Origin of the sequence: Cytobacillus firmus (assembly GCF_023657595.1) — a bacterium.
Classification (GTDB): Bacteria; Bacillota; Bacilli; order Bacillales; family Cytobacillaceae; genus Cytobacillus; species Cytobacillus firmus_B.
This window is the reverse complement of sequence record NZ_CP098323.1, coordinates 1,381,275-1,403,619: the sequence shown is the minus strand read 5'-3', so window position 1 is coordinate 1,403,619 and position 22,345 is coordinate 1,381,275. Positions and strand designations below refer to the sequence as shown.

21 protein-coding genes are annotated in these 22,345 nt (G+C 39.8%); 6 read left to right on the top strand and 15 right to left on the bottom strand.

Annotated elements, in window-relative coordinates; translation table 11 throughout:
- The first annotated feature begins 208 nt into the window (after nt 1-208).
- Nucleotides 209-943 (top strand): bis(5'-nucleosyl)-tetraphosphatase PrpE, encoded by a 735-nt coding sequence (gene prpE, locus NAF01_RS07335; RefSeq protein WP_250802029.1) that lies wholly within the window; start codon nt 209-211, stop codon nt 941-943.
- Nucleotides 944-1,852: 909 nt separating this feature from the next.
- Here the strand turns inward: prpE and NAF01_RS07330 are convergent.
- The 4 genes from NAF01_RS07330 to NAF01_RS07315 form a co-directional block, all read right to left on the bottom strand.
- A complete protein-coding gene (locus NAF01_RS07330) occupies nt 1,853-2,755 on the bottom strand; it encodes an RluA family pseudouridine synthase (RefSeq protein WP_250802028.1) in 903 nt (300 codons plus the stop codon).
- A 39-nt stretch (nt 2,756-2,794) separates the two neighbouring features.
- The gene (locus NAF01_RS07325) at nt 2,795-3,589 is read right to left on the bottom strand and encodes an NAD kinase (protein ID WP_009331194.1); all 795 of its coding nucleotides are present in this window, start codon (nt 3,587-3,589) and stop codon (nt 2,795-2,797) included.
- A gap of 26 nt (nt 3,590-3,615) precedes the next feature.
- Nucleotides 3,616-4,254 (bottom strand): GTP diphosphokinase, encoded by a 639-nt coding sequence (locus NAF01_RS07320; RefSeq protein WP_048010943.1) that lies wholly within the window; start codon nt 4,252-4,254, stop codon nt 3,616-3,618.
- 119 nt (nt 4,255-4,373) lie between these two features.
- On the bottom strand, nt 4,374-4,751 hold the full coding sequence (locus NAF01_RS07315; RefSeq protein ID WP_048010944.1) for a UPF0738 family protein: 378 nt from the start codon (nt 4,749-4,751) through the stop codon (nt 4,374-4,376).
- A gap of 198 nt (nt 4,752-4,949) precedes the next feature.
- Between NAF01_RS07315 and NAF01_RS07310 the strand changes: the two genes are divergently transcribed.
- The 4 genes from NAF01_RS07310 to NAF01_RS07295 all read left to right on the top strand — a co-directional run bounded on the left by NAF01_RS07310 (nt 4,950) and on the right by NAF01_RS07295 (nt 7,738).
- Nucleotides 4,950-5,540 carry a CYTH domain-containing protein gene (locus NAF01_RS07310; RefSeq protein WP_250802027.1) on the top strand — a complete coding sequence of 197 codons (591 nt, stop codon included), beginning with the start codon at nt 4,950-4,952 and terminating at the stop codon, nt 5,538-5,540.
- Nucleotides 5,541-5,572: 32 nt separating this feature from the next.
- On the top strand, nt 5,573-6,214 hold the full coding sequence (locus NAF01_RS07305) for a lytic transglycosylase domain-containing protein (protein WP_197214652.1): 642 nt from the start codon (nt 5,573-5,575) through the stop codon (nt 6,212-6,214).
- Nucleotides 6,215-6,461: 247 nt separating this feature from the next.
- Nucleotides 6,462-6,866, top strand: coding sequence for a globin domain-containing protein (locus NAF01_RS07300; RefSeq protein WP_048010947.1), 405 nt, complete (start codon nt 6,462-6,464; stop codon nt 6,864-6,866).
- A gap of 2 nt (nt 6,867-6,868) precedes the next feature.
- A complete protein-coding gene (locus NAF01_RS07295) occupies nt 6,869-7,738 on the top strand; it encodes a ClpXP adapter SpxH family protein (protein WP_250802431.1) in 870 nt (289 codons plus the stop codon).
- A 517-nt stretch (nt 7,739-8,255) separates the two neighbouring features.
- Here NAF01_RS07295 and pepF read toward each other — a convergent pair.
- The 5 genes from pepF to NAF01_RS07270 all read right to left on the bottom strand — a co-directional run bounded on the left by pepF (nt 8,256) and on the right by NAF01_RS07270 (nt 14,284).
- The gene (pepF, locus tag NAF01_RS07290; RefSeq protein WP_250802026.1) at nt 8,256-10,073 is read right to left on the bottom strand and encodes an oligoendopeptidase F; all 1,818 of its coding nucleotides are present in this window, start codon (nt 10,071-10,073) and stop codon (nt 8,256-8,258) included.
- Nucleotides 10,074-10,196: 123 nt separating this feature from the next.
- Entirely contained in the window at nt 10,197-11,387 is a 1,191-nt protein-coding gene (locus tag NAF01_RS07285) for a competence protein CoiA (protein ID WP_284709499.1), read from the bottom strand.
- Nucleotides 11,388-11,824: 437 nt separating this feature from the next.
- The gene (mecA, locus tag NAF01_RS07280; protein ID WP_048010951.1) at nt 11,825-12,490 is read right to left on the bottom strand and encodes an adaptor protein MecA; all 666 of its coding nucleotides are present in this window, start codon (nt 12,488-12,490) and stop codon (nt 11,825-11,827) included.
- 347 nt (nt 12,491-12,837) lie between these two features.
- Complete coding sequence (gene spxA, locus NAF01_RS07275) at nt 12,838-13,233, bottom strand: transcriptional regulator SpxA (protein ID WP_009331204.1); 396 nt, start codon at nt 13,231-13,233, stop codon at nt 12,838-12,840.
- 475 nt (nt 13,234-13,708) lie between these two features.
- Nucleotides 13,709-14,284: a GNAT family N-acetyltransferase gene (locus NAF01_RS07270; RefSeq protein ID WP_048010952.1), complete on the bottom strand. Its 576-nt coding sequence runs from the start codon at nt 14,282-14,284 to the stop codon at nt 13,709-13,711.
- Between the two features lie 244 nt (nt 14,285-14,528).
- On the opposite strand from NAF01_RS07270, the gene NAF01_RS07265 reads away from it, so the two are divergent.
- On the top strand, nt 14,529-14,717 hold the full coding sequence (locus NAF01_RS07265; RefSeq protein ID WP_048010953.1) for a hypothetical protein: 189 nt from the start codon (nt 14,529-14,531) through the stop codon (nt 14,715-14,717).
- Between the two features lie 114 nt (nt 14,718-14,831).
- Here the strand turns inward: NAF01_RS07265 and NAF01_RS07260 are convergent, their stop codons facing one another.
- The 6 genes from NAF01_RS07260 to NAF01_RS07235 all read right to left on the bottom strand — a co-directional run bounded on the left by NAF01_RS07260 (nt 14,832) and on the right by NAF01_RS07235 (nt 22,016).
- On the bottom strand, nt 14,832-15,983 hold the full coding sequence (locus tag NAF01_RS07260) for a putative glycoside hydrolase (protein WP_412059439.1): 1,152 nt from the start codon (nt 15,981-15,983) through the stop codon (nt 14,832-14,834).
- A gap of 421 nt (nt 15,984-16,404) precedes the next feature.
- Nucleotides 16,405-17,340: an ABC transporter ATP-binding protein gene (locus NAF01_RS07255; protein ID WP_048010955.1), complete on the bottom strand. Its 936-nt coding sequence runs from the start codon at nt 17,338-17,340 to the stop codon at nt 16,405-16,407.
- Between the two features lie 2 nt (nt 17,341-17,342).
- Nucleotides 17,343-18,410 carry an ABC transporter ATP-binding protein gene (locus NAF01_RS07250; RefSeq protein WP_048010956.1) on the bottom strand — a complete coding sequence of 356 codons (1,068 nt, stop codon included), beginning with the start codon at nt 18,408-18,410 and terminating at the stop codon, nt 17,343-17,345.
- Between the two features lie 11 nt (nt 18,411-18,421).
- The gene (locus NAF01_RS07245; RefSeq protein ID WP_048010957.1) at nt 18,422-19,339 is read right to left on the bottom strand and encodes an ABC transporter permease; all 918 of its coding nucleotides are present in this window, start codon (nt 19,337-19,339) and stop codon (nt 18,422-18,424) included.
- Nucleotides 19,339-20,274, bottom strand: coding sequence for an ABC transporter permease (locus NAF01_RS07240; protein WP_048010958.1), 936 nt, complete (start codon nt 20,272-20,274; stop codon nt 19,339-19,341). Before NAF01_RS07240 ends, NAF01_RS07245 begins: the two co-directional genes overlap by 1 nt.
- Before the next feature lie 95 nt (nt 20,275-20,369).
- Nucleotides 20,370-22,016: a peptide ABC transporter substrate-binding protein gene (locus NAF01_RS07235; protein WP_048010959.1), complete on the bottom strand. Its 1,647-nt coding sequence runs from the start codon at nt 22,014-22,016 to the stop codon at nt 20,370-20,372.
- Between the last annotated feature and the right edge of the window lie 329 nt (nt 22,017-22,345).

Below are 22,345 nucleotides of genomic sequence, written 5' to 3'. Positions count from 1 at the left end.
CAGTTTGACCCCCACTTATCCTCCATTGGTTCCTCTGGTTCTTTGAAGTGGGGGTCTTACCCTGCCCGTTAGACTGCGATAAATTTAATTTTCCCATTCTTTAAACTTAAAATCGTTAAAGCTTTATCTGCTGCGGAAAAATAATGCGTTATGATAAATATTATGAAAATTGATATGATAACAGTAGAACTTTAAAGGAGCCTAAAAAATGAGACTAGATATTATTGGTGATATTCACGGCTGCTTTGCTGAATTTAAGGAGCTGACTTTTAAACTGGACTATATCTGGGAAAAGGGATTTCCTGTACATCCAAGCGACAGAAAACTGGCCTTTGTGGGAGACTTAACTGACAGAGGCCCAGATTCACTTGCAGTCATTGAAGCAGTATATAACCTTGCAGCAAACAACTTGGGATACTATGTCCCGGGCAACCATTGCAATAAACTCTACCGCTTCTTTTTAGGGAATAAAGTGCAAATTACACATGGACTTGAAACAACAGTCGCTGAATATGAGCAGCTGTCTCCCAAAGCACAGGATGAGGTAAGACATAAATTTATGGAGTTATATGAAAACGCACCTCTATATCATGTAATCGATAATAACAAACTGGTTATCGCACATGCTGGAATTAAGGAAAGCTATATTGGGAAGCATTCTTCAAAAGTAAAAACTTTTGTTCTGTATGGTGATATTACAGGAGAAAAAAATCCGGACGGCACACCTGTAAGACGTGATTGGGCAAGAGAGTATAAGGGCGAAGCTGTAATCGTCTATGGCCATACTCCCTTAAAGGAAGTGAGGAGAATTAATAACACCTATAATATTGATACAGGCGCTGTTTTTGGCAATAAGTTAACCGCGCTTAGATATCCGGAAATGCAATTGCTATCTGTCCAATCCCGCATGCCTTATGTTGAAGAGAAATTCAGGAAGATGTAACCAAAAAAGCCGGCAAATGCCGGCTTTTTTAAAGTGAAACTTCTATCAGTGGGGAGCTCTTTATCCCCCACTGATTGTTAGTTGAGGCCCACAGGACAAGGAAGGCTTCGTCAGCATGAGCATCGCACGACCAAAGGCGACAGCTTTTGGGAGGATGTGGGTCACAAAGACGTTGCCACAGGACAAGGAAAGCTACGGCAGCGATACATCGCACGACCGAAAGCGTCAGCTTTTGGGAGGATGTGGCGTTATTAGTCTTTGTCCTTCTTTCGGGCCTTTACATTATAAAGCGAGGCGACTTGCCCAGGGGTGACAAGCATAAGACGAGCAGATGGTGGGAAGTGATTTACTTCCCATCAGCTGATTGGCCTATGACCTCGAGCCCCTAGGAGCCGCAGCTAGATTGGGCAGTTTGACTCCCACTTATCCTCCTTTGATTCCTCTGAGTCTTGAAGTGGGGGTCTTACTGCCCGTTAGACTGCGATAAAGTGAAACTTCAATCAGTGAGGGGGCTTTATCCCCCACTGATTGTTAGTTGAACCAATCGGGCCTTTACGGGCAGTTTGACCCCACTTATCCTCCATTGATTCCGCTGAGTTTGAAGTGGGGGTCTTACTGCCCGTTAGACTGCGATAAAGTGAAACTTCAATCAGTGAGGGGGCTTTATCCCCCACTGATTGTTAGTTGAACCAATCGGGCCTTTACGGGCAGTTTGACCCCACTTATCCTCCATTGATTCCGCTGAGTTTGAAGTGGGGGTCTTACTGCCCGTTAGACTGCGATAAAGTGAAACTTCAATCAGTGAGGGGGCTTTATCCCCCACTGATTGTTAGTTGAACCAATCGGGCCTTTACGGGCAGTTTGACCCCACTTATCCTCCATTGATTTCGCTGAGTTTGAAGTGGGGTCTTACTGCCCGTTAGACTGCGACAAAAGACAATTCATGTCTTCCGGAAGCGGTTGATCAAATATAAGGGGTTTGTGCAGGAATGGATGTTCGAAGGAAAGGCTGCAGCAGTGCAGCGCCTGCCGCCTGATGAACCGCCTTGTGCCCCCGTATAATTCGTCACCTGCAAGAGGAAAACCAAGCCATGCCAAATGAACTCTTATCTGATGAGTTCTGCCAGTTTCAAGTTTCAGTTTTACGTGTGTAAATTCTTTATGCCGGCCGATGACCTGATAATGTGTACATGCATATTGGCCTTCCTCACTGACTTCCCGCTCAATTATACTGTCTTTCTTTCGCGCAATCGGCTGTTCTATTGTTCCTGCATCCGGGCAGATTGAGCCTTCAGCAAAGGCTTGATACATGCGATGGATTTTTCGTGAGCGCTGCTGTTCACTGAACAAATGATGTACATGCCTGTGTTTAGCAATCAGAACCAGGCCAGATGTATCTCTATCCAGTCGTGTCACAATATGGGCAGCAGACTTTAAGCCGATTCGCTGATAATATCCAATCAGCCGATTAGCCAGACTTCCGGTAGGATGTTCTCTAGAAGGAATGGAATTCACACCTGCGGGCTTGTTTACTACAAGAAGATAATCATCTTCATAAAGAATATTCAGGGGCAAGTCTTCCCCCTTCATGCCTTCACTTGGAACTTCTTCAGGGAATCCAACCTGAAGAACATCACCTTCTCTTAACAAATAACGGACATTTACTTCCTGACCATTCACCTGAATAAAGCCGCCGTCAAATTTTATATCTGTCAGTGCAGTTTTGGAAATATGATTGTCTTTTAAAAACTCCCTGATTAATAAGCCCGCCTCCCGGGCAGTAATTTTCCATTGTAATTCAAAACGTGCCATGAGCTGCAGGCTCCTGTTCTGTCAGATGGTGACCTTTCTTCAATCAGCAACAAAAGAATCGTGGACCCTTTTCCAGAATGGAAATGGCCTGAACCTCGCAAAACGGATCTTTTCATCTGCCACTCTGAATTGAATTGACTTTACATCTTTATGAAGAAGGGTCAAATGATCAATAGTAATTTGGAAATCCGGTTCATTCACCGGCTTCAGCATGCATGTATGGTGGGCCGGCAGTACGAGCGGCGAGCCCACTGTACGGAATACCTTATTATTAATGGAAGCCATTTCAGCAAGCTGGATGGCAGGCAAAGAAGGGTGCAGAATTGCCCCTCCAAGCGCCTTATTATATGCTGTGCTTCCTGATGGTGTAGAAACACACAGGCCATCTCCGCGGAACCGTTCAAAATGCTGGCCTCGTATTTCCACATCCATAACTAAGGTACCTTCTACAGCCTTGACCGTAGATTCATTTAATGCAAGATAACGGGTTTCTTTCCCGCCATGCTGGTAGCGGATAATCACTTCAAGGAGCGGATATTCAATTACCTGATACGGGGTTTTGGCAATTGCAATGACAAGCTTTTCGATTTCCTCCGGAACCCAGTCTGCATAAAAGCCAAGATGGCCTGTGTGTATACCAACAAAGGCGGTCTTGTCCAGGCGGCTGCTGTATCGGTGAAAGGCATAGAGTAAAGTGCCATCCCCGCCTACCGATATGACTATATCAGGCTCTTCTTCATCATATGTAAGCTCGAAGTCCAATAAATAGGTTCTCATTTTGTGCATGAGTGTATTCGATTTTGAATCTCCTTTTGAGGTAATGGCAAATTTCATCTTATCCAAGCTCCTCTTTTATACTGTTAGTTTTCTCCCTTTTGCTGTTTTTCTTTTTTTCTTGTAAAGAATGCCTGGGCATCCTGGATTTCACCGCGAATGAGTGACATTTCTTCATCAAGCCTGAAAGCAGCCTCTGCCGCCCGCTGAAGCCTCATCTGAATATCCTCAGGAAATTGGCCCTTATATTTGTAGTTCAGGGAATGTTCAACCGTGGCCCAGAAATTCATGGCAAGAGTTCTGATCTGAATCTCCGCAAGTATTTTCTTTTCTCCCTTGATCGTCTGAACTGGATAACGGATCACGACGTGGTAAGAACGGTAACCGCTTGCTTTTTTATGAGATATATAATCTCTTTCTTCAACTATTTCAAAGTCATTTCTTTGTCTTAATAGTTCAACCACTCTCTTAATATCATCAACAAATTGGCACATCATTCTTACACCGGCAATATCCTGCATTTCTGATTCCAATCTGTCGAGTGGAATGCCTTTTTGATTTGCCTTATCTAAAATGCTGGCAATTGGCTTTACCCTTCCGGTAACAAATTCAATCGGAGAATGGGAAGAATCCATTTCAAATTGGCTTCTCATGCCTTTTAGCTTTATTTTCAACTCTTCAACCGCCTGCTTATATGGCGCCAAAAATAAGTCCCAATGCTTCACCTGCAACACCACCAAATATCCGAAATAAAAAAGACGGCAACCGTACTGCACCTGTAAATCAGCAAAATTGATCTCTGTTCAAATACATAGCCTATCTCTATATCCAAGTATTAAGCCGCTTAAACATTCAGCTGGAATACATTCTCTACTTTTTCTACCATTTCATTTCCGTAATTGCTGTTCCCTCGGATATTTTCGATTAAGTCTCCTAATTCCTCATGAAATCCTGCAAGCTCAAGGCGAGCTTGATTAATGTCAGAAGCATAAACCCTCATGTGGCCATCAAGTGCCTTTTTTAATTCCGGCCAGACTGTTTCCGGAAGGGAAATATATGTATAGTCATCGTTTTTCTCTGCTATATAAATAAATGAAAGATTGTCGGAATCAGCTAATATTTGCTGCATAGCGGTTAAACCTGAAACGGTCCCAGACTCTATTCCCAAGATTAATTCATTTCCTATCCATTCTGCATTTACAATTGTAAGTTTCTGTTTCATTTTTCTACCTCCATTGTCATTACCTATTCTATCGCAGATTTTATGGACAGTAAAACCCCTGCTGCAATTTTTACAGCAGCAGGAAGCAAACTCCCCTGAATGAATTTATCACAAGCCTAAAAAGATCTTCAAAGGATTGAAGTCCATGCTTAATAAGGAGATAATACAGATAATTACTTATAGCTGAGGTGTACAGGCTTGTCTAATAAAAATATTGAAATCGAATTTAAAAACATGATCACCACAGATGAATTTACCGCTTTAATGAATTTTTTAAATTTAAGAAGTGAAGATTTTTCTGAACAGGAGAATCATTATTTCGATACACCTGATTTTTTATTGAAGGAAAAAGGAAGTGCCTTAAGGATCAGGCATAAGTACGGCTCGTTTGAATTGACTCTTAAACAGCCCCACCCTGAAGGGCTGCTGGAGACGAATGAAGATCTTTCTGAGTCCGAAGCAGCAGAGATGATTCAGACCGGGAAAATCCCAAGGGAACAGATAAAAAAGTCCTTAGAAGAGCTTGGCATAAAGACAGATAACCTTCGATACTTTGGCACTCTCACAACAAAACGTGCAGAAAAGGAATACAATAAAGGATTGGCTGTTCTTGATCACAGCCGCTATTTAGATAAGGAAGATTTTGAGATAGAATTTGAAGTAGATGATCGGAAGGATGGCCAAATGGTTTTTCTTAATTTACTTCAGCAGCTTAACATTCCTGTCAGGAAGACCGAAAATAAAATTAAGAGGTTTTATAACGAAAAATACAGACAGCAAAAGGCCTAATAGAAACTGGCCTTTTGCCAAGGAGCAATACAATGAACATAGATCAGCTAAAACTATTGATGGAGCTGCAGGCACTGCAAGGATTAAATAACTCTAAACAAACAAATGCTTCTAACCCTCTGTTTCAAGAGCTGCTGGCAGGGCTGGTTTCGGAAAACAATGGTTCATCACATCAAACTACCGGCGGACTTGGAGCAGTTGCGTCTTTAAAGCCTTATATTAGCGCTTTACAAACCGATTCTCCTGCAGCTGCTGCTCTACCGCCTGTTAAGCTAACCAAGTTAGCCGAATCTTCAAAAAGTGATTTTGATGATCTGATTCAAAAAGCATCAGATATGTTTAATGTACCTGTTAATCTGATTAAGTCAGTCATTAAGCAGGAGTCAAACTTTAATCCGAATGCCGTCAGTCATGCAGGTGCTTCCGGCTTGATGCAGCTAATGCCGGAAACAGCCAGGGGGCTTGGTGTTAGAAATATCTTCGACCCTGCAGAAAATATTTTTGCAGGAGTCAAATATTTACGGCAAATGATGGACAGATATGGGGATAATGTAGAACTGGCACTGGCAGCCTATAATGCCGGACCTGGAAATGTGGATAAATACGGGGGTATACCGCCTTTTAGAGAAACCCTAAATTACATAAAGAAGGTTACCACTTCGTTTATGGCTTAAGCTTCCTGACTGCCGCCCGATTTACCGGGCGGCTTTTTCATGTGCTTTTTTAGAAAATGTTCCGGATTGACAGAAAGGGCTTAACCCATACTAAAAAATAAGCTGGCCAAGGAAACGTTAATAGGGCACAGTAAGCTATTTGTTTGAGATATAAATCCCTCATTGATAAAATAAAAAGAGATTACAGCAATTAATATTAAATAGGAAGTTTTTTTACAATGATTAACTCATAAAAGGAGTTTTAAATATGGCCGAGAAAATGCACACTCCCTTCGACGCTATTGGTGAGGAAAAGCTTCACCAGCTAATTGACGCTTTTTACCTGCGCGTAGGACAACATCCTGATCTCGTTCCTATTTTTCCAGATGACCTGACAGAAACAGCCAGAAAACAAAAACAATTTATGACTCAGTATTTAGGGGGACCTCCTTTATATACTTCAGAACATGGACATCCTATGCTTCGCGCGCGGCACATGCCATTTCCTATAACAGAAACCCGGGCAAGGGCCTGGCTTTCATGCATGAATGAAGCGATGGACCATATCGGGCTGGATGGACAATTGAGGGAAGACTTTTTCTCCAGGCTTGTGCTCACTGCTCAGCATATGATCAATACACCCGAGGCCGGAGTGAAAGGTGATAGCCCGTGAATATGCGAGAATCCAATGAAATCAAGTTCACGTCACCACATTGCTATGGCAGTGAAAAAAAACCCATAGAAGTCTATATGTTTGTTGACCCGCTTTGCCCTGAATGCTGGGCTCTGGAGCCAACCTTAAAAAAGCTTCTGATTGAATACGGCCGCTATTTCTCCATAAAGCATGTATTAAGCGGCAGACTGGCAACTTTAAATATGGGGAAAAGACAAAACTACGAAAACATTGCTGATTTGTGGGAAAAAACTGCAAGCCGCTCTGGAATGTCATGTGATGGAAACCTCTGGTTCGAAAATCCAATTTCTTCCCCGCATCTGGCTTCAGTTGCAATTAAAGCGGCTGAATTACAGGGGAGAAAAGCTGGCATCAGATTTTTACGCAAGCTCCAGGAAGTTTTATTTCTTGAAAAGCAGAATGTGTCAAATTTTGAGGTCCTAAAGGATTGTGCTAAGGAAGTCGGTCTTGATGTAGTAGAATTTGTTTCTGATATTCATTCAGATAGTGCAGCCAAAGCTTTTCAATGCGATTTAAAAATAACTTCTGAAATGGATGTTCAAGAAATACCAACTCTTGTCTTTTTCAATGAAAACATAGAAGATGAAGGCATCAAAGTAACCGGGTATTATCCTTATGAAATTTATGAACAGATTTTGGAAGAAATGCTGCCTGCTAAACCTGAGCGTTCTCCTCTTCCGCCCCTGGAATATTTCTTAAAATATTTTAAGCTGGTGGCCAGCAAGGAGATCTCCGTAGTATACGATATGACAGACAGCGAAGTGAACAAGGAAATGAAAAAGCTTCAGCTAAAGCAAATCGCTGAATATGTACCTGCAAAATACGGTAATTTCTGGAGATATTCCGGGTAATCTCAAAGCTGTGCAAACTGCACAGCTTTATTTTTTTCATGAAAAAACCATGCAGTCTAATGCACGGCTCTTTCACAATTTATTTTTTTACGAACAAAGGGGATGGGAGAAATTTTTCACGTCCAAACAAAAGGGGTAAATGCTTGCATGTGATCAACTTCACATCTGTACTATATCATGACCAAAATGAACAAGGCAATTAGTTTGTGCCCCTTTTCACAATATTGTCAAAATCAAGTCATGACACTCTGGACAACCGCATAAAATAATTGTAAATATGTACAAGGAGGAGACTGCAATATGAAAAAGCTGCCTGTATTTCTGATGCTGATGCTCATTTTAGTCTCCTTTATTTTGAATATTTTCGGCCTCATGAAGCTTATTCCCCTTTTCATTACGTCACCTATTCTATTTATTTCACTCCTGATCTTATGTTTATATTTAAATGACCGAAGGAGATTTAAGGGTTTTTAACATCAAAAAAGGTGCCGGGCAATATAGCCTGGCACCTTTACTGTTAAGAAAGCAAGTTTTCCATTTCATTAAGCTTTTCTTCAAATACTTTGCAGGCATCCTCAATCGGCTTGCTGCTCGTCATATCTACACCGGCTTTCTTTAGCACTTCAATTGGGTAATCCGAGCTGCCGGATTTCAGGAACTCAATATATCTGTCAACTGCAGGCTGGCCTTCCTGGAGAATTTGCTTGCTTAATGCCGTAGCCGCACTGAAGCCTGTTGCATATTGATAAACATAATAATTATAGTAGAAATGCGGGATTCTGGACCATTCCAGGCCGATTTCCTCATCAATTACGATATCTTCATCCCCAAAATACTTTTTATTAAGTTCATAATATTCTTTAGTCAATGAATCAGCAGTCAAGGCTTCATTGTTTTGTGCCTTTTGATGAATAAGATGTTCAAATTCTGCAAACATGGTCTGGCGGAAAACAGTGCCTCTAAAGCCTTCAAGATAGTGATTCAGCAGATACAGCCGCTTCTTATCATCATCAATTGTTTTTAGCAGATAATCGTTTAAGAGGGCTTCATTACAAGTCGAGGCAACCTCTGCAACAAAAATTGAGTAGTTTCCATAAGGGTATGGCTGATATTTTCTTGTGTAATAGCTGTGTACCGAATGGCCAAATTCATGAGCAAGAGTAAATAAGTTGTTCACATTATCCTGCCAGTTCATTAGTATATAAGGGTTGGTGCCATATGTTCCCGAAGAATAAGCACCGCTCCTTTTGCCCTTATTCTCATGAACATCCACCCATCTATTTTCAAAACCCTCTTTTAAAATATTTAAATAGTCTTCACCAAGCGGCTTTAATCCTTTTAAAATCAGATCTTTTGCTTCATTATAAGGTATCTCCATTTTTACTTCCTTCACTAAAGGAGTGTAGAGATCGTACATATGAAGCTCCTTAACCCCAAGAACCTTCTTGCGGAGTTTGACATAGCGATGCAGCAAATGCAGGTTATCGTTAATGGTATTGACCAGATTTTCATAAACACTTTCAGGAATATTGTCCGCAGAAAGGGCAGCATGGCGCGCGGAGTCATAATTCCGGATCTTAGCGTTGAAGTTATCTTTTTTTACGTTTCCGCTTAGAGTGCTGGCAAATGTATTACGAAACTTCCCATAAGTCTCATATACAGCTTTGAAAGCATCATGCCGGACACGCTGCTCGTCACTTTCAAGAAAACGGATGAATCGTCCGTGAGTAATTTCGACTTCTTCCCCATTTTCATCTTTAATGGACGGAAACTCCAAATCTGCATTATTCAGCATTCCAAATGTATTACTGGAAGCCCCAAGCACCTCGGAAGCCTGAGCAAGCAGGGATTCCTGCTCAGCAGATAATACATGAGGCCTTTGAAGATTAATTTCCTCCAGTGAATGTTTATATAATTGCAGCTCGGTTTTTTCCTTCAAATAGCCTGCAATCTTCTCTTCATCTTCAGCAAGCAGCTCAGGAACAATATAAGCAAGTGCACTAGCAGCTTCCGAATACAAATTTTTAATTTTGTCATCCATTCCCTGATAAAATGAATTTGTTGTATCCTGGTCATAACGCATATGGGCATATGTATAAAGCTTCCCAAGGCGCGAAAGTAAATGATCCTGGAACTGAAGCGCTGCATATAATGTTTCAGCACTTTCTCCGAGCCTGCCCTGATACTTACCTGCATCCGGAATCAGCTTCTGAACTTCACTGTATTCCTTGTTCCACTCATCATCAGAAGGGAAAATATCCTCCAAACGCCACGTATCTTCAGGTGAAATCTCATTCCTTGCCGGCAGTTTCTTTACAGTAGTTTCATTAGCCATACATTCATCCTCCATTCAAAAGTCCCATTACACTATCTTCTCCTTGAAGAAAAAAATTCCTGCTTTTTTAAATAGCAAAAGTGGAAGTCTTTGATTATTTTATGTTAAATAAGACTTTTTCATTTATTTGCCCTGCAAAATCCTTTGAGTGATGCCTCTATAAAAATCGTCCTCTATTTGGATTATACGGGAGTAATGCTCATGCTCACCGCTTAATGCAGTTTTTTTGTATAAACCTTTTTCTGCATGTTTAACAATGTTTAAATTAATAAGGACATCAAGATATTCTTTAATCGCATGGATTTCGGAGCCGGTTTGAACAAGCGGGATTGACCTGATTTTTATATCGTTATTCTTTACCCTGCTGCGAAAGGCTGCAATCATCTGCGGAAGTGAGAAGGGCCTCTCTTTGCCGACTATATCCATAAACAAATAACTCTGCCACTGTATAGGTGAGGTTTCTATATATGGAGAATGGCGTACAGGAAGGCCAATTTCAGGCGGGAGGAACGCTGGAGCAATTGAGCGGGAGTATAAATCCTGAAGAAAGTTATTTCTAATAGCACCGCTATTTTGTGAAAGGGAATTCTTTATTTTCCGAACTTCTCTTTTCCATTCATCTAGATTTATATCATTTTTAAAATATGGATTAAATAATATAGCTGGATCTGCTTGGAAAATTGGTTTTACATCATAATGCGCGCAGGCATTTCTGACTGTAAGGGGCTGGATATGGTGGATATTGATAAAAGACTTTGTAGTGGGGCAAAAAGAAGGGATTACCCAATGGCCTGAAGCTGCTTGCCGAAGAAATAGGTATTGGAAACCAGATAAAGAAATCTTTGCTTTGCCCATACGCTTAATACTTTTCCCTGCCAGTATCCAAATTGGAACGATACCTGTCTTAAGGTAGGCTTCTGTCCGTTTTATAAATAACTCCTCCGAAATGTTTGAGCATTGATATTCAAGAGCATAATGTACACCTTCATAATGGACATCAATATCCGGCCGCTGTGATATTTCCGGATAAAATGGTTCCAGAATTGGATTTAAACCTTTTTTCTTTAGCCATTGAAACAATAACACCTTTCCGGACATATGGTATTCTGTTTCCCTTTCATACCTTTCCGGACATTCAGAACCCTTTCTGTGGCTGAAATGCGGGATTCTTTTCTTTCCGATTTTCATTATTACTTTCTCTTTGCATTCCGGGCAGTAAAAGTTGTGATTTTTCCTGTACTGCTGTAAAACCGGGATGCTGTGTGAACCTATGAGGCTTATTCGCACTCCATTCTCTGTTGAGGCAACTAACAAGTGACCATCTCCTTTCCTCCTTATTCTTCTATTCTTAATGGTTAAATTCCTTTTTATCTGATGTATTCTCTTACAGTTTTTTGCTTAGGCTCTTTTTCAAATATCAATGTTTCTTTATTTATGAATTTAGCCCGTTGATTTCCGCTGCAGGCACGCAGCGAACCCGCGGAGGAATGTGAGCCTCCTCGGCTTCGCCTGCGGGGTCTCACACTTCCCTATCCTCCCACATTGAATAAGCTTCCTCGAATGAAGACCGCACGAGGAAAATGCGTCAGCATTTTCGAGGATCAAGTGCCCACAGCGAAGATCAACTCAGCAAATTTAACTAAGTTAAAATAGCAACAAACTATACTAAAAAGCGTAAGCTTATTGATTGCTTCTATGAAACAGTTCACATACAAAAAAGCCGATTTCAAAATGAAATCGGCTTTTCTTTACTATTTAAAATGTTTTCTCAGATTTTCAAAAACATCATTTTCTATAATCAATTTACCATATTCCATTACACGGTGAATAGTTGTACTTGTTTCGTGCCCGTATTCAAGAAGAATACTCAGCATGTTATCTATGTCATCCTCTTCAAAAAGCTCTTCAGGGAACTCTGCGAATAAATAGTATTTCCCTTCAAAGGAATATAGCCTTGTAGTAATGGAATCAAGAATTGACCGCTTTGATAATGAAATAATGTCTTCGAAATCTTTAAATGTTAATAGGAACTCAAGATCTCCTTCATATCCGTTATCATTATCATCATCGGATTTACGGAAATGATGATCAAGCATTTCCTCTATATGTTCATCCACAGGCAAATCTTTCACTTTTTCATCCGGGACAGGAAGCTCAAACTTTTGACCATCCTTTGATAGCTGAGCTTTTGTTACAAGAACCTCCAAACCCTTATCCAACGCTTGAACCTGTATCCATAAAGGGCCTTCAACAAGAAATTCTTCCTCCTGATGGACTTCATCCATCATTTCCCAAAAGAGTTCCTCACTCCGCTCACGATTGTACCAAATCTCTTCACGGTCAAAGCCTCTTTCTTCTATATCAAGATAAGAAATATAAAATTTAACAGTATGATCATTAATACGTTCGATTTCCATGCAGCAACTCTCCCTTCTGGCTATGATTGAAGGGACTAAATACCCCCAGCAGTCATGTGTTATCCATTTACCCGTAAATCAATTGGTTAATCCCCGATTAACTTGAAGGTAAAATGTATTTTGTACCTTGTACTTTTATTTTATGACAAATTGAGCATAAAGGGAATTAAAAAGTCATATGTTTAAAAAAACCGTTAAATGCCTATATTGTCCCAGTTGGTCCATCTCATTGGCTTAACTAAGTATTCTCTTATTATATCCATTTTCCTTTTTCTTTTTCACATAAAGGACAAAAAGACCTTCTTCTGTTAAACAGAAAGAAGGCCTCTCAATTTTAAGTATATTTGTTAATTAACCATACGCTGTGCTTCACGCAACTGGTAAGTACGGACTTTTCTTGGAAGGAAACGTCTTATTTCGTCCTCATTATATCCCACCTGCAAACGTTTTTCATCAAGAATGATTGGACGTCGAAGCAGCCCCGGGTTTTCCTTGATTAGCTCAAATAAATCTTGGAGAGGCATTGATTCAAGGTTTACATCAAGCTTTTGGAATGTCTTTGAGCGAGTTGAAATAATTTCATCTGTTCCATCTTCAGTCATACGAAGAATTTCTTTAATTTCATCAATCGATAGCGGTTCTGAAAAGATATTTCGTTCTTTATAGGCAATTTCATGCTCTTCCAACCATGATTTAGCTTTCCTGCAGGATGTACAACTTGGTGAAGTGTATAATGTGACCATTTTACAATTTCACACTCCTTAAATTTAGACATATATGAAACTATCAGAGATTATATTTGTTTAATCAAATATTTCTAGAGTGTTCTAGATTAAAATAACTTTAATCAAGGAATTTATATTATTAATTATACACTAAACAATATCTATTTGGTATAACTTTTTATAAATATGATAAAAGTATTAAACATTCATTAAACAAACGGATTAAGAATTAGAATCTACTTAATAAGACGAATGAACAAGCAAAAAGTTTCATTTTTTTATATGTTTTTTGTTATAATTCCTTCCATAAAGTTTCTTTAGCCTAAACCTAAGGAAATTTTATGTATGAATTTTTTTTAGTTCATTACTAAATTATTCTTTATATACCCTTGTTAATTTTTAATAAACCAAAATGCTTATTAATATTTTCTCAATTAATTAATGAAAATGAAAACACAGCCATTTACAAAAATGGCTGTGTTTTTCCAAATCCTTATAAATCCTCTAAGACATCCGTTCCATTTTTATCTTCTTCATAAGTCAGAACCTCATCTACTGGCTGATATGACTTTCCATAAAAATGCGAATCTTTATAAGTGTGAATCATTTCATAGGTTTTCTTCATGGCTTCATAAATCATTTCTTCACTTTCGTTCTCTGGGGACCAATATAGAATTTCCATTGTATTGATTTCATTGGTCGCAAGAGACCGGCGGCTGTACCCGATTGATTGGGCATGCTCAAACCCTTCTCTTTTATAGAACTTAAGGCGCTTTTCAGTATCCGTGTCTTCATAATCAACCGGCTCCACTTCCAATATGATCGGTTTGCCTTTGGCTTTAAGAGTTTGAAGTAGTTTATGGCCAAGTCCCTGTCCTCTGGATTCCTTCGAAACAAACAGATAATCAATAAAAACAAAGTTATCCAGCTCAACATACATAAGCACATGATGTGGACCTTCATCTTTATGATAGATGTCTGACCGTTCCTTTAATAAGGTTTCCATATGCTCTCTTGATTTCATTTCTTCAATCGGGAAATATTGATTCAGTTTTTCATACCAATGCATGGATCTTCTCCTTTTTTGCCCGTAAACAAAGTATTGTTTTAAGAGCATGAATATTTATTCCAGCATGATAAGCTCCCAGCTTTCCTTTCCACTTACTTACTTAGGGTGATATTATTTCCAATCAGTTTAAGTATTTGTGGAATTTCCCCTTTTAATACTGGAAAATTTCGAATAAAATATGATTAGGGATGTTTAAACACTAACTAATCACAGGAGACTGTGAAAAGAAAGATGGAGGTTTATCATGGTTGGTTACATAGCTGATTTAACGATTGTTGCATTGCTTATAATTGGATTTACTGCCTTGTTAGGTGTACTAACTAATGGTATTGGAGAAAAGATTTTTGGCGGTAAAAATAAATCCGAATTCGTGGATCAATCCGCAAGAGTGCAGACTGGATGGAAAAGCGTAGGCGGACAAAAAAAGCAGTAGCCTATGCCTCTATACTATGATACCGTATACAAAATTCGTGTCAAATAATAAGTAACTTAATTTTTTGATAAACAAATCAAGAAAGAGACCGAAATAATCGGCCTCTTTTTGCTTTCATGGTGTATAATCCACATTTTGTGTATACGAATTACCTGCATTCCATAAAAGGAATTCATTAATTCCCTGTTCTTTCAGTGCCTTTATTTGTGCTTCAACTTCCGCTCTTCCATACTCCTTATAGTTTCCGGCTCCTAAATAAGACGCTGTAAAGTCCTGAAGCCATGGTCTGGATACAGGAGGACTATCCAACTCTCCCAACTTTCGATTCTCAAGTTTAGCATATTCAGAAACCAGCTTATAAGGTTCCAGGTCCGGCTTGGCAATGCCGAAATAAGATGTCCAGTGGCTTGGATAAATCATAGAAGAAATTACATCCACATGTTCTGAGATCTTAGAGAAATTTTGGCCAATTCCCGGTGCCTCAGGAAGGGTCGCCGTGTAGCCAAAGATATCGACCGAGACCTTTACCCCATATGGCTCGAGCTGCTTCCTGGCATACTCGACAAAATCAGTAACCGCACTTACACGCTTTTGTACATTTTCAATTTTAAGACTTTCGTATTCACCCAAACTATATTTCAAAGAGCTATCACGGTGTTCAAACCCCTCAGGAAATCGGACATAGTCAAATTGAATCTCCTGAAACCCCATTTTTGCAGCTTCGATTGCAATTCCAATATTGTAATCCCAAACTTCTTTTAAAAATGGATTTACAAAGGATTCACCTCTGCCATTCTTCCATACTGTATTTCCTTCTTTATATGACCATTCAGGCTTTTTATTCGCCAGAACAGAATCCTTGAAAACGACCACCCGGGCAATCGGATAAATTTGCTTTTCTTCCATGGTTTTCAAGACTTTTTTGGGATCCTTTATGTAAGGCTTGCCGATATCGGTATAGGGTGATTTTTCTTCTGGAATATACGTTAAGTTCCCCCAATCGTCCTTAATATCGATTACCATCGCATTCAAATCGGTTTCATCCATCATTTTCACTAATTTATTAAATTTTTCTCCCCCTGCTGAGTGGCCTGTGACATATATGCCCCTTACAGCATCTGGATATTGAAAATGAAAGCCAGAATCAAATTGAAAACGGCTTACTTTTTCCGGGAGTGTTTTCACAAGCGAAACATGTTCCCTTTGGGGGTTTTGTCCTGCTTCCTGATTTTCCTGTTCTTTTGCCTCACTTGGATTGGCTGACATAAATAAAGCTGACACTAACATTAAGGCAGCAGCTAACTTTAATGACTTATTCACATGTTATGCCCCCTTTTCTAATCATTATCTTGCTACCTACATTATAAATTTTTTCAAAGAATTAAGAACTATCATTATACTAAATTATCTTTTTAACTACTCTTTAAACCAATTTAATTAAAAAATTTGAAATTCATGTTTAAATAAACAAAATGACGGAAAAATATAAATAATTGAAAATTCTCATAGTAATATTCCGGAAAATGAGGTATTATATATAAAAGCACACATTAGCGAATAAAAGTGTTAAAGAGAATTTCCACTCTCTCCATATGTGACTGGGCAATTTACATCTTGGTAATTCCTTTATAGCGAACATTTACTTTTCCAGGATGTAAAAAACGATCTCAGTAGAGATCGTTTTTTGTTATTTGGCATATTTAGCTTTTAATTCGTTATACTCTTTTTCAGAGCAATAAACAAAATGACCAGCTGTTATTTCGCGCATTTCCAGCTTTTCATTGTCAGCGTAATTGTGAACTGCCGGATCATAAGATTTTCTTCTGCGGGACCGTTCCGTTTCAGGATCTGGAAGCGGAATAGCTGACAGCAGTGATTGAGTATAAGGGTGCATTGGGTTATTATATAAATCTTCTGCTGGTGCAAGTTCAACCAGTTTACCGAAGTACATAACACCAATGCGGTCACTGATGTATTTTACCATAGATAAATCATGTGCGATAAACAGGTATGTCAATCCTTTTTCACGCTGCAGCTTTTTCATAAGGTTTACTACCTGTGCCTGAATGGAAACGTCCAATGCTGAAATGGGCTCATCGGCAATAATGAAATCCGGGTCAACTGCAAGAGCGCGCGCAATCCCGATTCTCTGTCTCTGCCCGCCAGAGAATTCATGAGGGTAACGGTTAGCATGTTCTTTGTTCAGACCAACAGTGTCCAAAAGTTCGTATACCCTCTCCATACGTTCCTTTTTGCTCTTTGCCAAACCGTGAATATCGATTCCTTCAGCAATAATATCGGCAACCGTCATACGAGGGTTTAAGGAAGCATAAGGATCCTGGAAGATCATTTGCATTTTCCGGTTAAACTTTTTCAGTTCTTTTGCAGATTTTTTGCCGTGAACATCTTCACCTTCAAAAAGAACCTGCCCATCAGTTGCATCGTATAATCTGATAATTGTTCGTCCAGTAGTTGATTTACCGCAGCCAGACTCACCAACAAGTCCAAGGGTCTCACCCTTATAAATATCAAAAGTAATCCCATCAACTGCTTTCACCATATTCGGACGGCCAACATTAAAATGCTGTTTTAAGTTTTTAATTTCAAGCAATTTTTCTGCCATTACTATTTTCCCTCCTTGACTAGTACAGGCTTTTCAAAAGTGGAGGATAATTGGCGCATACGTTTTTTTACTGCTTCCGGCGGCTCAACCTTAGGAGCATCCGGGTGAAGAAGCCATGTTTTTGCAAAATGTGTTTCTGAGATTTGGAACATCGGCGGCTCTTCTTCAAAATCAATTGCAAGTGCATATTGATTTCTTGCTGCAAACGCGTCTCCTTTTGGAGGATTTGTCAGATCCGGGGGCGTCCCTGGAATAGCAGCTAATTCAGCTTTCTCATCATTTTCTAAGCTTGGCATGGATGCAAGCAATCCCCATGTATAAGGGTGACGCGGGTCATAGAATATTTCATCTACAGTACCCATTTCAACAATCTGGCCAGCATACATTACAGCTACCCGGTCCGCAACATTTGCTACAACACCGAGGTCATGCGTAATAAAGATAATGGATGTATCCATTTTATTTTGCAGATCTTTCATTAGCTCCAGAATTTGCGCCTGAATCGTAACGTCAAGTGCAGTTGTCGGCTCATCAGCGATAAGCAGCTTGGGATTGGCTGCAAGAGCGATCGCAATCATCGCACGCTGTCTCATACCGCCGGAGAATTCATGCGGATATTGATTTACCCTTTTCTCAGGCATCGGAATACCAACAAGTCTCAGTAATTCTATTGCTCTGTTTTTGGCATCAGTTTTAGACATATTCTGATGTTTAATCAGCACTTCCATTATCTGTGTTCCAACTCTCATCGTCGGATTCAATGATGTCATTGGATCCTGGAAGATCATACTGATTTCTTTGCCGCGGATCTTTTCCATTTGTTTTTCTGTTTTGGGCACGATGTCATCACCGCTAAGCAGGATTTGCCCGCCTGAAATTTGGCCTGGCGGCATAGGTATTAACTTCATAATAGACTGGGAAGTAACACTTTTGCCTGACCCTGATTCACCAACAATCGCAAGCGTCTCTCCCTTATGAAGGTCAAAGCTGACTCCACGGACTGCTTTTACTGTACCTCCATATGTTTGGAATGAGACTTCTAAATTTTTTACTTCAAGTAATTTTTCCATGTTCTCACTCCTTATTTACGCATTCTTGGATCTAGAGCATCACGCAAGCCGTCACCAACCACGTTAAATGCAAAGATTGTTAAGCAGATAAACACAGCAGGGAAGAATAAGCGCCATGGGTAGTACCGCATAGCCGCAAGTCCATCATTGGCCATTGTTCCCCAGCTCGCAATCGGCGGTGTTAGCCCAAGACCAATAAAGCTTAGGAATGCTTCAGTGAAAATAGCAGATGGGACAGTCAGCGTCATGGTGACTAGGATAGGCCCCATTGAATTTGGAATTAAGTGTTTGCCCATAATCCTGCTTGTATTGGCACCAAGCGTTTTGGCAGCCAGTACATATTCCTGATTTTTAAGAGATAACACCTGACCACGGACGATTCGCGACATATTGATCCATCCAGTTATGGACATGGCTATAATCATTGTCGACAATCCCTGTCCAAGTACAACCATTAACAAGATTACTAATAATAGATAAGGTACACCATATAAAATATCGGCAAAGCGCATCATTCCTTCATCTGTGCGTCCGCCTTTATAACCGGCAATACCGCCCCAAAGCACACCAATAATCAAATCAATTACAGCTGCTGCAACTCCAATGAAGATGGAAATTCGTGCACCTTCCCATGTACGGGCAAACATGTCACGACCAAGATCATCCGTTCCAAACCAATGTTCAGAAGAAGGGGACTGGTTTTTGTTGCTTAGATCATTTGATGCATAATCATATGGAGTCATATATGGTCCAAAGATTGCCATGAAGATCAGCAGTCCTAATAATACTAATCCAAACAGGGCAAGCTTGTTTTTTCGAAATCTAATAAATACATCCTTCCAGAAAGAAAGACTTGGTTTTGAAATCTTCTCAGCTTCACCAAGCTGTGTTCCGACTAACTTAAATTTATCTTTCGAAATCTGCATAATTACTCTCCTTTCTTCCCGCCTGCAAGTTTGATGCGTGGGTCGATGATTCCGTATGCAATGTCAACAAGGAGAATAGATACAAGCAACAGAATACTGTAGAAAACGGTTACACCCATTATGACCGTATAGTCACGGTTGTTGATACTAGTTACAAAGTGCGCACCAAGTCCAGGAATACCGAAGATTCTTTCAATAACAAAACTTCCTGTTAAAATACCCGCTGTCAGTGGCCCCATATAAGTTACTACTGGTAAAAGGGCATTACGAATCGTATGTTTTACTGTAATTACTCCCCTGCTTAAACCTTTTGACTTAGCAGTCTTAATATAATCATTCGCCAGAACTTCAAGCATGCTCGAACGGGTTAACCTTGCGATAAACGCCATTGGTGTTGAAGCCAATGCCACGGCTGGCAGAACGCTGTGCATAAAAGTTTCCCACCGTGCTACAGGGAAAATACCCATTTTTATTGCCAGGAAATATTGCAGGAATGATGCCATGATAAAGGAAGGTACTGATATACCTAATACAGCCACAATCATTGCTGTGTAATCCGGCCATCTATTGTGCTTTAATGCCGCAATAATTCCTAAAAGAACCCCTACTGCAACGGCGATAAAAATGGCTTCCATTCCAAGAAGAAATGAAACAGGGAAACCTTCATTAATCAAGTCGTTAACAGTTTGACTTTTATATTTAAATGACGGGCCGAAATCCCAATTCACGATACGAACAAGATACTCCCAATATTGTGCATACCAAGGCTTGTCCAAGCCAAAATGAGCATTCAGGTTAGCTTCAATTTCGGGAGGAAGTTTTTTCTCAGATGCAAAAGGGTTTCCGGGTGCAATGCGCATGAAGAAAAAAGTTGCCGTAACGATCATCCATAAAGACAGAAGCATGTACAGCAAGCGTTTTCCAATATATTTCGCCATTGTCAAACACCTCCAATTTATTACTATGCCTTAATCAGAAACGAAGGTATATGGGACAATTAATCCCATATACCTTTCGTCTTAATCAATATTTTTTATTCAAAGTGTGCCCACTTGTACTGAACATCACCAAGACCAGATACAACAACATCTTTTAAGTTATCAGCCTGTACCCAGTTATTAGTGTAGAAGTAAATTGGTGCTACCGGCATATCTTCCATGAAGATTGCTTCAGCATCTTTTAATAGCTGCTGGCGAGCTTCAGGGTCTGTTTCAGTTGAAGACTTAGCAAGCAGATCCTGGAACTCTTTGCTTTCCCATCCAGTATTGTTATTTCCGCCATCAGCGTCACGATACATTTCAAGGAAGTTCATTGCGTCGTTAAAGTCACCTAGCCAGCCCATACGTGCCACTTGGTAATCCATTTGATTTACCTTATCAAGGAATACATTCCACTCAGCATTATCTAGGGTTACTTCAACACCAAGATTTTGCTTCCACATATCCTGAATTGCCTGAGCAATCTTTTGGTGTGCTTCAGATGTGTTGTAAGATAGCGTTACTGCTGGAAGCTCAGAAGCATCTTTATAGCCAAGCTCTTCAAGACCTTTTTGTAAATACTCTTTTGCTTTTTCTACATCATTGTCAGGGAAATAACCTTTTTCATTTTCTTCAAACATTGATGGAGGAACAATCGCCATAGCTGGAAGCTGTTCACCCTGAAGGATATTGTCGATGATTTCCTGACGGTTTATAGCATGTGCAAATGCCTTACGAATATTAACATTGTTGAAAGGTTCAACAGTTGTATTGAATTTGTAGTTGTAAATACCTGCAATTGGGTTTGTTACTAAACGGCCATCATCTTTAAGAGCCTGCATAGCATCAGTTGGAAGTGCACCAGTAGGAGCTCCAGCCCAATCTAGTTCTCCATTGTCAAACATTGATAATTCAGTGTTCGGATCATTGATCATGATCATTTCAATGCTGTCCAGCTTAACTGATTCAGCATCCCAATAAGTTTCGCTCTTTTCAAGAACGATTTTATCGCTGTGAGACCATTCTGTTAAATGGAAAGGTCCGTTAGTTGTATAGTTTTCACCAGCATCAGTTGCCCACTCTGGATTAGCTTCTGCAACTTTGCTGTTAACCGGCAGGTAAGTATAGAAAGCTGTCAATTCCAAGAAATATGGAGTTGGGTTAACAAGCTTTACTTCAAGAGTTTTGTCATCTACTGCTTTAACGCCTACAGCATCAAGTGAGCCTTTGCCAGTGTTGGCTGCTTCAGCACCTTCGATGTAGTAAAGCTGGTATGCATATGTTGAGTTGTTAGCTGGATCAAGTGCCCACTTCCAAGCATATACAAAGTCATTAGCAGTTACAGGGTCTCCATTAGACCACTTTGCATCACGGATTTTGAAAGTGTAAGTCTTTTGGTCATCAGAAACCTGAACATCTTCTGCCATTGCATTTTCAGGCTTTCCTTCTTTGCCAATACGAGTCAAACCTTCAAGAACCTGGCGAAGAACTGTACCAGATGTGGCATCCTCTGCTAAGCCTGGGTTTAATGATGGTGGTTCAGTGTTGATATTTACTCTTAATTCCTGCGGTACATCAGACTTTCCGCCGTCATCTCCGCCTTTTTCGCCGCCGTCAGCATTGTCTCCGCCGCCGCTGCATGCAGCAAGGAACATACTTAGCACAAGCAGCATGCTAAAAAAGATCGATAATCTTTTGTTCACGGTATTAACCCCCTATTAATTTCCTCAAACAATCCCCTTACCATTTGTCTTTCACAAAAAACACAACTGTGCGCCCCAGATATATTACTTAAATAGTCTGTTAATTCAATTTAAAAAATTTGCAGACTATTTAAAAGGCAACAAAAAAAGCAAGTTTATATTCTCTTAACGATAGATTATCCTTATATTCTGATAATTCAGATTAAATAGATTAACCTATAATATGTAAGCTATAAACTTACTCAATATGCACCATATTCTCGCAATCTGGAGTGATATAGTTTTGTTTTAAATGTAACAAATTCGTAAAGATTATGTTTGTTACGTTT

Excerpts from the sequence above, each read along its gene's own strand:
- prpE (WP_250802029.1), top strand. The coding sequence starts at position 209 with ATGAGACTAGATATTATTGGTGATATTCACGGCTGCTTTGCTGAATTT.
- NAF01_RS07330 (WP_250802028.1), bottom strand. The coding sequence starts at position 2,755 with ATGGCACGTTTTGAATTACAATGGAAAATTACTGCCCGGGAGGCGGGC.
- NAF01_RS07325 (WP_009331194.1), bottom strand. The coding sequence starts at position 3,589 with ATGAAATTTGCCATTACCTCAAAAGGAGATTCAAAATCGAATACACTC.
- NAF01_RS07315 (WP_048010944.1), bottom strand. The coding sequence starts at position 4,751 with ATGAAACAGAAACTTACAATTGTAAATGCAGAATGGATAGGAAATGAA.
- NAF01_RS07305 (WP_197214652.1), top strand. The coding sequence starts at position 5,573 with ATGAACATAGATCAGCTAAAACTATTGATGGAGCTGCAGGCACTGCAA.
- NAF01_RS07300 (WP_048010947.1), top strand. The coding sequence starts at position 6,462 with ATGGCCGAGAAAATGCACACTCCCTTCGACGCTATTGGTGAGGAAAAG.
- NAF01_RS07295 (WP_250802431.1), top strand. The coding sequence starts at position 6,869 with ATGCGAGAATCCAATGAAATCAAGTTCACGTCACCACATTGCTATGGC.
- pepF (WP_250802026.1), bottom strand. The coding sequence starts at position 10,073 with ATGGCTAATGAAACTACTGTAAAGAAACTGCCGGCAAGGAATGAGATT.
- mecA (WP_048010951.1), bottom strand. The coding sequence starts at position 12,490 with ATGGAAATCGAACGTATTAATGATCATACTGTTAAATTTTATATTTCT.
- spxA (WP_009331204.1), bottom strand. The coding sequence starts at position 13,233 with ATGGTCACATTATACACTTCACCAAGTTGTACATCCTGCAGGAAAGCT.
- NAF01_RS07270 (WP_048010952.1), bottom strand. The coding sequence starts at position 14,284 with ATGCATTGGTATGAAAAACTGAATCAATATTTCCCGATTGAAGAAATG.
- NAF01_RS07265 (WP_048010953.1), top strand. The coding sequence starts at position 14,529 with ATGGTTGGTTACATAGCTGATTTAACGATTGTTGCATTGCTTATAATT.
- NAF01_RS07260 (WP_412059439.1), bottom strand. The coding sequence starts at position 15,983 with ATGTCAGCCAATCCAAGTGAGGCAAAAGAACAGGAAAATCAGGAAGCA.
- NAF01_RS07255 (WP_048010955.1), bottom strand. The coding sequence starts at position 17,340 with ATGGCAGAAAAATTGCTTGAAATTAAAAACTTAAAACAGCATTTTAAT.
- NAF01_RS07250 (WP_048010956.1), bottom strand. The coding sequence starts at position 18,410 with ATGGAAAAATTACTTGAAGTAAAAAATTTAGAAGTCTCATTCCAAACA.
- NAF01_RS07240 (WP_048010958.1), bottom strand. The coding sequence starts at position 20,274 with ATGGCGAAATATATTGGAAAACGCTTGCTGTACATGCTTCTGTCTTTA.